Below are 9,446 nucleotides of genomic sequence, written 5' to 3' on the forward strand. Positions count from 1 at the left end.
AGGCCCCCACCGCCCCGGCGCCGGCCAAGCCGGACCACGAGCCGAACCCGGGCAAGGAGCTCGACCTGGTCTCCGCCGAGGACGGCCGCCGCTACCGCCGCTTCCCGGTGCAGACCGGCCTGGTGGACCGGGACACGGACCTGCAGGCCTACCTGCGCGGCGAGATCGAGGACTTCTTCCGCGACCTGCCCGCGGACGCGATGCCGCAGGACGCCCCGTGGCACTTCTCCGTGTCCGAGAAGATCGTGGCCATCACCCAGGGTCGCTCCTACTACACGTGGGAGGTCCGCCCCTCCGTGGCCGCCCGCGTCCTCTCCCGCCTGGTCACCCGCACGCCCGCGGGCATCGGTCTGGGCGATCCCACCACCATGCAGCTGGCCATCCAGGAGGCGGGCCTGCCGCGCATCGTGCTCTCCGCGGCGGCCGGCGCCGCCGGCAAGGTCGCCGGCAAGCGCGGTGTGTTCTACAACGTGGTGGGCGGCAACGTCCGCGCGATCGACGGGCCCACCTCCTACTCCACGTTCCCGGCCAACGTCTCGGCCAAGCTGCCGCCGGCCGAGCCGGACCGGGTGGCCGCCGAGGTCTCGGCGATGATCCGGGCGGCGGACATCCCGGCCTGGGCGAAGGCCTCCTTCGCCGGCACCGTCGTGATGGACGCCAACGACATCGGCCGCAACGCCCTCGGCAAGGACACGGCCGCGTCGGCCGCCGTCCTCGAGGCCGCCTTCGCGGACAACCCGCTGGGCCAGGGCCGCGAGCGCACCCCGCTGGCCGTCGTCGTGCGAATGGAGTGAGCCGTGCTGCTCTCCGACCGCGACATCCGCGCCGAGCTCGACTCCGGGCGCGTCGGCCTGGACCCCCTCGACCCGGCGATGGTCCAGCCCGCGTCCGTGGACGTGCGCCTGGACCGGTACTTCCGGCTCTTCGACAACCACCGGTACGCGCACATCGACCCGCGCCAGAAGCAGGACGAGCTGACCCGGCTGGTGGAGGTGGACCCGGACGAGGCGTTCATCCTGCACCCGGGGGAGTTCGTGCTCGGCTCCACCTATGAGCAGGTCACCCTGCCGGACGACCTCGCCGCCCGCCTCGAAGGCAAGTCCTCGCTGGGCCGGCTGGGCCTGCTGACGCACTCGACCGCCGGGTTCATCGACCCCGGGTTCTCCGGGCACGTCACGCTCGAGCTGTCCAACGTGGCCACGCTGCCCATCACGCTGTGGCCGGGGATGAAGATCGGCCAGCTGTGCTTCTTCCGGCTCTCCTCGGCGGCCCAGTCGCCGTACGGCACCGGGGCCAACCAGAACCGGTACCAGGGTCAGCGCGGGCCCACGGCCTCCCGGGCGCACCGCGACTTCCACCTCACCCGCATCGAGCGATGACCGGCGCCGCGCTCCCGCCGGTCGCCTCCGCCGCCCCGCGTCGCCAGGTGGCCGCGTGGGCGCTGTGGGACTGGGGCTCGGCCGCGTTCAACGCGGTCATGGTCACCTTCGTGTTCGGCACCTACCTGGCCTCGGACGCGTTCGGGCCGGACGAGCGGGGCACGGCCTGGCTCTCGACGGCGATGGCGGTGGCCGGCGTCGTCATCGCGGTCACCGCGCCCGTGCTGGGCCGGCGCGCGGACGGCGCGGGCCGGCGCCGCCTCTGGCTGGGGGTGACCACCGGCGCCGTGATCGTGTGCACAGCGGCCTGCTTCTGGGTCACCCCGGAGGAGTCCTCGCTGCTGCTGGGCGTCACCCTGATCGCCCTGGGCACGGTGTTCTTCGAGTTCGCGGAGGTGCAGGTCAACGCGATCCTCGTGCACATCTCGACGCCGGCCACGATCGGCCGGATCTCGGGCATCGGCTGGGGTGCGGGCTATCTCGGTGGCATCCTGCTGCTGCTGATCGTGTTCGTGGGCTTCGTCTCGGGGGACGCGCACTGGTTCGGCGTCACGGAGGACGCGGCGCTGAACATCCGGGTGGTCGCGCTCGTGGCCGCCGCGTGGTTCCTCGTGTTCGCGATCCCCGTGCTGGTGGCCGTGCCGGACCCGGCCCCCGCCCCGGCGGCGGACGGCGGGCCGCGCCGTGAGTCGGTGCTGGGCTCCTACCGCGAGCTCGGGGCCACGCTGGCCCGGATGTGGCGCGAGGACCGGAACACGCTGTGGTTCCTCGTGGCCTCGGCGGTGTTCCGCGACGGCGTGGGCGCGGTGTTCGTCTACGGCGCCATCCTGGGCACCACGGTCTACGGGCTGGCGGCCTCGGACGTGGTCCTGTTCGCGATCGCGGCCAACGTGGTGGCCGCCCTGGGCGCCTTCGTGGGCGGGCGGCTCGACGACGCAGTCGGCCCGCGCCGGGTGATCCTCGGTTCGCTGGCCGCCATGGTCCTCGTGGCCGGGGCGCTGTTCTTCGCCTCGGGCACCCTCGCGTTCTGGGTCGGCGGGCTGGCGCTGTGCCTGTTCGTGGGCCCGGTGCAGTCGGCCTCGCGCGCGTTCCTGGGCCGGCTCACCACGCCGCGGACGGCGGGCGAGGTGTTCGGGCTGTATGCCACCACGGGCCGCGCGGTCGGGTTCATCACGCCCGCGCTCGTGACGCTCGCGCTCGCCCTGCACCCGGACAACCGGGTGGTCATCCCCGTGATCGCCGTCGTGCTCGTGGCCGGCGGGCTGCTGTTCGCCCGGGTCACGGAGCCGATCACGCGGAGCGCGGAATCGGTCCGCTGACCCCGGGTGGGGCGCATCCCTCCGCTAGGCTGGACCGTACCCCCGCCCGTGCCTGACGAAGGGACCGCATGCTCGTCATCCTGACCGCGCTCTTCGTCGTCGCGCTCGCCGCCCCGGTGATCTTCCGGTGGACGGGACGTCAGGGGTTCTATCTGCTCGCCGCCGCCCCCGCGGCGGGCTTCGTCTGGCTGCTCACCCAGCTGCCGCACGTGTTCGCGCTGCAGGAGGCGCTCGACGCCGGCCGGCCGGTCCCGGCCTCGGCGGCGCACCTGGACCGCGCCGTGCCGTGGGTGCCGTACCTCGAGATCGAGCTCGCGTTCCGCATGGACGTGCTGGCCGCGTTCATGTCCCTGATCGTGCTGGGAGTCGGCGCGCTGGTCCTGGCCTACTGCGCCCGCTACTTCCGGGAGCACGAGCCGCGCAACGCGGTGTTCGGCGGGCAGCTGCTGGCGTTCGCCGGCGCGATGTTCGGGCTCGTCACCACGGACGACCTGATGGTGCTCTACACCTTCTGGGAGATCACGTCCGTCCTGTCCTTCCTGCTGATCGGCTACTCGGGCCACCGCATCTTCGCCCGCCGCTCCGCCATCACCGCCCTGATCGTCACCACGTTCGGCGGCCTGGCCATGCTCGCGGGCCTGATCATGCTGGCCCACTTCGCCGGGTCCTGGCGGATCTCCGGGGTCCTCGAGGCCGCCCCCGCCCTCATGGCCGACGCCGGGCTGCGCGGGCTGCTCGAGGTCGCCGTCGCGCTCGTGCTGATCGGCGCCCTGACCAAGTCGGCCCAGGCGCCGTTCCACTTCTGGCTCCCGGCCGCCATGGCCGCGCCCACCCCCGTGTCCGCGTACCTGCACGCGGCGGCCATGGTGAAGGCCGGCGTGTTCCTCGTGGCCCGCCTGGCCCCGGAGTTCCACGACCTCACGTCCTGGCAGATCCTGGTGCTCGGCGTCGGCCTGTGGACCCTGGTGCTCGGCGGCTGGCGCGCCCTGCGGCAGACGGACGTCAAGCTCGTGCTCGCCTACGGCACGGTCTCCCAGCTCGGCTTCCTCATGGTGGCCAACGGCCTGGGCACCCGGGACGCGGCGATGGCCGGGCTCGCCATGCTCCTGGCCCACGCGGTGTTCAAGGCGCCGCTGTTCATGATCGTCGGCATCATCGACCATGAGGCCGGCACCCGCGACCTGCGCAAGCTCTCCGGCATCGGGCGGCGCCATCCGGTCCTGGCCGCCGTCGCCGTGGCGGCGGGGCTGTCCATGGCCGGGCTGCCCCCGCTGTTCGGCTTCGTGGCCAAGGAGTCCGTGCTCGAGTCGCTGGCCGCCCACGGGGCCGCCCACGGCGGCGTGTGGGCCTGGAGCCCGCTCGTGGTCATGGCCCTGGGCTCGGTGCTCACCTTCGCCTACACGTGGCGCTTCCTCTGGGGCTGCTTCGCCGTCAAGCGGGACGAGGCGGGCGAGACGGTGCCGGAGACGCAGTTCCACACCCGCGTCACCACCCTCGAGCTGGCCCCGGCCGCGCTGCTCGCGCTCGTCGGCCTCGTGCTCGCCTTCCTGCCCGGCCCGGTGGAGGGGATCATCACCGCCCACACGGGCTCCCTGCCGCCGCTGGACCCGGCGGAGAAGCCGGCCTACCTGGCCCTGTGGCACGGCTGGACGCCCATCCTCGCCCTCTCCGCGGGGATCTGGGTGCTCGGCGCGCTGCTCGCCCTTGCCCGCCGCCCGTTCGAGGCGCTTCAGGAGCGCACCGAGTCCCCCCTGGACGCCGCCCGCGGATACCGCCGGCTCATCGGCTACGTGGACGAGACGGCCGTGTGGGTCACGGGCCGCACCCAGACCGGCTCGCTGCGCCGCTACCTGGCCATCATCCTCACGACGGCGGCCGGCCTGCCCGTCGCCTTCCTCCTGTTCCCCGTCGGGCGGGAGGACCGCGTCCTGGCCACCGCGTTCCTCGACGGGGACATCATCGGGGCGGAGAGCCCGGCGCAGCTGGTCATCGTCCTGATGATCGCCGTGGCCACCGTGTTCGCCGTCCGCGCCCGCCGCCGCTTCAAGGCGATCATGCTGGTGTCCGTGACCGGCTACGGCGCCGCCGCCCTGTTCGCCCTGCGCGGCGCCCCGGACCTCGCCATCACCCAGGTGCTCGTGGAGACCATCATCCTGGTCACCCTCATCCTGGGCCTGCGCGTGCTGCCGCCGGACTGGTACGACCGCCGCACCGGCTCACGGCGGCTGGGCCGCCTGGCCGTGGCCGTCGGGTTCGCGCTGACCATGATGTGGATCGCCGCCACCGCGCTGGCCGCCCGCACCGCCGAGCGCATCTCGCTGCCCATGCCGGAGCTCGCCTACACGGACGGCTACGGCGCCAACGCCGTGAACGTCACCCTCGTGGACATCCGCGCGTGGGACACGTGGGGCGAGATCACCGTGCTGGCCGCCGCCGCCACCGGCGTGGCCTCCCTGATCTTCCTGCAGCACCGCGACGGGCGCACCCGCAGCATCGACGACGTCGCCCCCGGCTCCGTCGGCAACTTCGGCGCCGACTCCTCGCTCGGGGCCCGCGAGCTGTCCGTCGTGCGCAGCTTCGCTGTGGACGATCGCAAGGGCCAGTGGCTCGTGGCCGGCCACACGATGGCCCCCGAGCGGCGCTCGATCATCCTCGAGGTCGTCACCCGCTTCATGTTCCCGATCATGATGCTGCTCTCCGTCTACCTGCTGCTGGCCGGGCACAACACCCCCGGCGGCGGCTTCGCCGGCGGCCTGCTCGCGGGCCTGGCCCTGACCCTGCGGTTCCTGGCCGGCGGCCGGTACGAGCTGCAGGAGGCCTCCGTGATCCCGGCCGGGCCCATGATCGGCCTGGGCCTGGCGATCGCCACGCTCACCGGGATCGCCCCGCTCTTCTTCGGCGGGCAGATCCTGCAGTCCTATGTGGTGGAGTTCACCGACCTGCCGCTGTTCGGCGACGCCCTCAAGCTGGTCTCGGCCACGGCGTTCGACATCGGCGTGTACCTCGTGGTGGTCGGGCTCGTGATCGACGTGCTGCGCTCGCTCGGCGGTGAGGTGGACCGCCGGGGCGAGGAGGCCCGCCGCGCCCGCCTGCGCGCCGCGGCCCGCCGTCGTCATCCGCGCATGCCCACCCCGTCCACCCCCGACGCCCCGGAGGCCGCCCGATGATGACCGTCGACCTGGCCCTGCTCCTGGCCATGGGCGTGATGTTCGCCGGGGGGATCTACCTGGTGCTCGAGCGCAGCCTGACCCGCATCCTGCTGGGGATCATGCTGATCAACAACGGCGCCATCATGCTGCTGTTCCTCTCCTCCGGCGGCGTCGGCCTGGCCCCGCTGTTCGTGCGCGGCCGGGACCCGCACGAGTACGCGGACACCCTGCCGCAGGCGCTGATCCTCACCGCGATCGTGATCGGCTTCGCCGTGGTCGCGTTCCTGACCGCCATGATCTACCGCTCGTGGCTGCTCATCCGCGAGGACGAGGTCGAGGTGGACGCGGAGGACGTCAAGATCGCCCGGATGCCCGCCTGGGACGCGGAGGACGACGCGGAGCTCGTGGAGGAGTCCTCCGAGTTCCTGGACGACGCCGCGGACCCCAACGCCCACTACGAGCACACGACGCAGGCACGGCCCCAGGTGCAGCACGCCACGCCCGCCCCCCAGGCGCCCACCGGATCCGGGGCAGCGTCCCGCGGCCGCCGTCCCGAGGGCGGGGAGCGCGCATGAGCATCGGTTCCGTCCCCCTGACCGACCTGGCCCCGCTGGCCGTCATGATCCCCGTGCTCGGCGCGGCCGTGACCTTCATGCTCGTGCGCCGCCCCCGCGCGCAGATCACCGTCACGGTCTCCGCGCTCGTGCTCACCCTCGTGCTGGACGCGCTGCTGCTGGCCGCGGTCTGGGACACCGGGGTCGCGGCCGTCCACCTCGGCGGCTGGCCGGCCCCGCTGGGCATCGCCCTCGTGGTGGACCGGCTCTCGGCCCTCATGCTCGTGGTGTCCGCGCTGGTCACCCTGGCGGTGCTGCTGTACGCCTCGGCGCAGGGGCTGATCAACCGGGACGAGGGCGGGCCGGTCTCGATCTTCCACCCCACGTTCCTGATCCTCGTGGCGGGGGTGTCCAACGCGTTCCTCGCCGGCGACCTGTTCAACCTCTACGTGGGCTTCGAGATCCTCCTGACGTCCTCCTACGTGCTGCTGACCATGGGGGGCACCGCCCAGCGCATCCGCGCGGGCATCACCTACGTGGTGGTCTCCGTGCTCTCCTCGGTGGTGTTCCTGATCGCGATCGCGATGATCTACGCGGCCACCGGCACCGTGAACATGGCGGACCTGGCCGTGAAGCTGGGCGAGCTGCCCACCGACGTGCAGATGGTCCTGCACGTGCTGCTCCTGGTGGGCTTCGGCATCAAGGCGGCCGTGTTCCCGCTGTCCTTCTGGCTGCCGGACTCGTACCCCACCGCGCCCGCCCCGGTGACCGCGGTGTTCGCGGGCCTGCTCACCAAGGTGGGCGTGTACGCGATGATCCGCACCGAGACGCTGCTCTTCCCGGGGGAGCACGTCAACGCGCTCCTGCTCGTGGTGGCCGCGCTGACCATGGTGGTGGGCATCCTCGGCGCGCTGGCCCAGACGGACATCAAGCGCATCCTGTCCTTCATCCTCGTCTCCCACATCGGCTACATGATCTTCGGCCTGGGCCTGGCCACGGAGGCGGGGCTGGCGGCCACCGTGTACTATGTGGCCCACCACATCACCGTGCAGACCGCGCTCTTCCTCGTCACGGGCCTGATCGAGAACCGCGCCGGCACCGCGAACATCGACCGCCTCGGGTCCCTGGCGAAGGTCTCCCCGTTCGTGAGCGTCCTGTTCCTCGTGCCCGCGCTCAACCTCGGCGGCATCCCGCCGTTCTCCGGCTTCCTCGGCAAGGTCGGCCTGCTGCGCGGCGGCGTCGAGCAGGCCACGCCCCTGGCGTACACGCTGGTGGGCGTGTCCCTGCTCGTGTCCCTGCTGACCCTGCTCGTGGTGGTGCGCGTGTGGACCCGCGCGTTCTGGCGCCGCGTCGAGGACGTGGAGCACCCGCCCGCCCAGCTCGTGGCCGCCTACGAGCGGGCCGTCGCCCGTGGCGAGCGCCCCCGCCCGCTCGAGCCGGGCCTCGTGCTGCCCACCACGGCGCTCGTGGGCCTGACGCTGGTGTTCACGGTGGCCGCCGGTCCGCTGTTCGCCCTGGCCGACGAGGCCGCCACGGACATGCTCGACCGCTCGCCCTACATCGCGGCGGTGCTCGACGACGCCGCGGCGGAGCGGGCCGCGGCCACCCTCAGCGTCGACCCGACGGAGGTGCACGATGCCCGGAAGTGACTCCGCCCGCCGCGACGTGGTGCGCCCCGACCGGGTCCGGGGCATCGTGGCCCAGTGGCCGCTGATCCTCGTGATGGTGGCCGTGTGGTGCGCCCTGTGGCAGGACTTCGCCCCGCACGTGGCCCTGGCCGGCCTCGCCTTCGCGCTGCTGATCCTCGGGCTCTTCCCGATGCCGAGCATCCCGTTCAGCGGCCGTCTGAACCCCTGGTGGTCCCTCGTGTTCACGGTGCGGTTCCTCGTCGACGTCGTGCGCGCCTCGGTCAACGTGACCGGGGTGGTGCTGCTGCGTGGCCGCCGCGCCCGCGGCTCGATCGTGGGCGTCCCGCTGCGCAGCCACGACGACCTCATCATCACGCTCGTCAGCCACGCCCTGGTCCTGGTGCCGGGCTCGATCGTGCTGGACGTGGACCGGGTCCGCTCCGTCCTGTACCTGCACGTGCTCGACGCGACCACGGACGAGGACGTGGAGGGCTTCCGCGCCAAGGCCCTCGACGTGGAGGCGGGCATCATCCGCGCCGTCGGCACGCGTGAGGACCTCGAGCTGGTCCGCCGCTTCCCGAGTTCGGCGCCCCCCGCCGCCCGCCCCCCGAAGGAGGAGGCCTGATGGACCCCATGGACCTGGCCACGTGGGCCGGCGGGGCGCTGCTCGTGGTCGGCGCCGTCGGTGCGCTCTACCGGATCGTGCGCGGCCCCTCGCTGCTGGACCGGGCGGTCGCCACGGACGTGCTGCTCGTGGTGTTCTCCGGGATGCTCGTCCTGGAGATGGCCGCGCACCGCCACACCCACCACGTGGTCCTCGTGGTGCTGGCCGCCACCGTCGGCTTCGTCGGCTCGGTGACGGTGGCGCGCTTCGCGGAGGACCGGCGCCCGGACCACTCGCTCGAGGACCAGGCGCGCGTGCCCGGCACCACGGACGTGCCGGGCGGGGAGGAGGGCCGATGACCGACACCGCCACGCTCCTGGACTGGCTGGCCGCGTTCCTGCTCGTCAGCGGCGCCTTCTTCTCCCTGGTGGCCGGCGTGGGCCTGTTCGTGCTGCCGGACCTGCTGGCCCGCATGCACGCCGCCGCCAAGCCGCAGGTCCTCGGCCTGCTGCTCATGCTCGCCGGGCTGGGGATCGTGTGGCGGTCGTGGGTGTGGCTGCCCGTGCTGTTCCTGGCGTGGATCACCCAGATGGTCACGGCCCCGGTGGCCTCCCACCTGGTGGGCCGCACGGGCTACCGCACCAAGCACGCCCGCCGTGAGCTGCTGCACCGGGACGAGCTGGCCGCCGTCGGCCGTCGGGCCGAGCCCCCGGCGCGGGAGCAGTCAGCAACCACGGCGTTCAGGCCCGCTGCCCCCCGACTCCTTCTTTCACGTAGCGCGGCTGGGCCGTACGTCCCCCATATGAGCTCGGG

7 protein-coding genes and 2 pseudogenes are annotated in these 9,446 nt (G+C 72.9%); all 9 read left to right on the forward strand.

Annotated features, from left to right (window positions below; all coding sequences use genetic code 11):
- Positions 1-794, forward strand: a pseudogene (locus tag D8M29_RS05260) (hypothetical protein); the annotation flags it as partial.
- A 3-nt stretch (positions 795-797) separates the two neighbouring features.
- Entirely contained in the window at positions 798-1,379 is a 582-nt protein-coding gene (gene dcd / locus D8M29_RS05265; protein WP_127435185.1) for a dCTP deaminase, read from the forward strand.
- A pseudogene (locus D8M29_RS05270) lies at positions 1,298-2,698 on the forward strand (MFS transporter); the annotation flags it as partial. The gene dcd and the pseudogene D8M29_RS05270, both read left to right, overlap by 82 nt.
- 68 nt (positions 2,699-2,766) lie before the next feature.
- Positions 2,767-5,865 carry a Na+/H+ antiporter subunit A gene (locus D8M29_RS05275; RefSeq protein WP_127435187.1) on the forward strand — a complete coding sequence of 1,033 codons (3,099 nt, stop codon included), beginning with the start codon at positions 2,767-2,769 and terminating at the stop codon, positions 5,863-5,865.
- Complete coding sequence (locus D8M29_RS05280) at positions 5,862-6,422, forward strand: NADH-quinone oxidoreductase subunit K (RefSeq protein ID WP_127435188.1); 561 nt, start codon at positions 5,862-5,864, stop codon at positions 6,420-6,422. Before D8M29_RS05275 ends, D8M29_RS05280 begins: the two co-directional genes overlap by 4 nt.
- A complete protein-coding gene (locus D8M29_RS05285) occupies positions 6,419-8,050 on the forward strand; it encodes a Na+/H+ antiporter subunit D (protein WP_127435189.1) in 1,632 nt (543 codons plus the stop codon). Before D8M29_RS05280 ends, D8M29_RS05285 begins: the two co-directional genes overlap by 4 nt.
- Positions 8,037-8,654: a Na+/H+ antiporter subunit E gene (locus D8M29_RS05290; RefSeq protein ID WP_070708908.1), complete on the forward strand. Its 618-nt coding sequence runs from the start codon at positions 8,037-8,039 to the stop codon at positions 8,652-8,654. Before D8M29_RS05285 ends, D8M29_RS05290 begins: the two co-directional genes overlap by 14 nt.
- Positions 8,654-8,992 carry a monovalent cation/H+ antiporter complex subunit F gene (locus D8M29_RS05295; RefSeq protein WP_127435190.1) on the forward strand — a complete coding sequence of 113 codons (339 nt, stop codon included), beginning with the start codon at positions 8,654-8,656 and terminating at the stop codon, positions 8,990-8,992. Before D8M29_RS05290 ends, D8M29_RS05295 begins: the two co-directional genes overlap by 1 nt.
- Positions 8,989-9,446: monovalent cation/H(+) antiporter subunit G (gene mnhG / locus D8M29_RS05300; RefSeq protein ID WP_370450147.1), on the forward strand; the 458-nt coding region annotated here is incomplete at its 3' end. The genes D8M29_RS05295 and mnhG, both read left to right, overlap by 4 nt.

The sequence above is a fragment of the Micrococcus sp. HSID17227 genome (assembly GCF_003989405.1).
Lineage (GTDB): Bacteria > Actinomycetota > Actinomycetes > Actinomycetales > Micrococcaceae > Micrococcus > Micrococcus luteus.

What these genes read in the sequence shown, in the direction of transcription:
- D8M29_RS05275 (WP_127435187.1), top strand. Translation starts at nt 2,767, where the DNA reads ATGCTCGTCATCCTGACCGCGCTCTTCGTCGTCGCGCTCGCCGCCCCG.
- D8M29_RS05280 (WP_127435188.1), top strand. Translation starts at nt 5,862, where the DNA reads ATGATGACCGTCGACCTGGCCCTGCTCCTGGCCATGGGCGTGATGTTC.
- D8M29_RS05295 (WP_127435190.1), top strand. Translation starts at nt 8,654, where the DNA reads ATGGACCCCATGGACCTGGCCACGTGGGCCGGCGGGGCGCTGCTCGTG.
- D8M29_RS05285 (WP_127435189.1), top strand. Translation starts at nt 6,419, where the DNA reads ATGAGCATCGGTTCCGTCCCCCTGACCGACCTGGCCCCGCTGGCCGTC.
- D8M29_RS05290 (WP_070708908.1), top strand. Translation starts at nt 8,037, where the DNA reads ATGCCCGGAAGTGACTCCGCCCGCCGCGACGTGGTGCGCCCCGACCGG.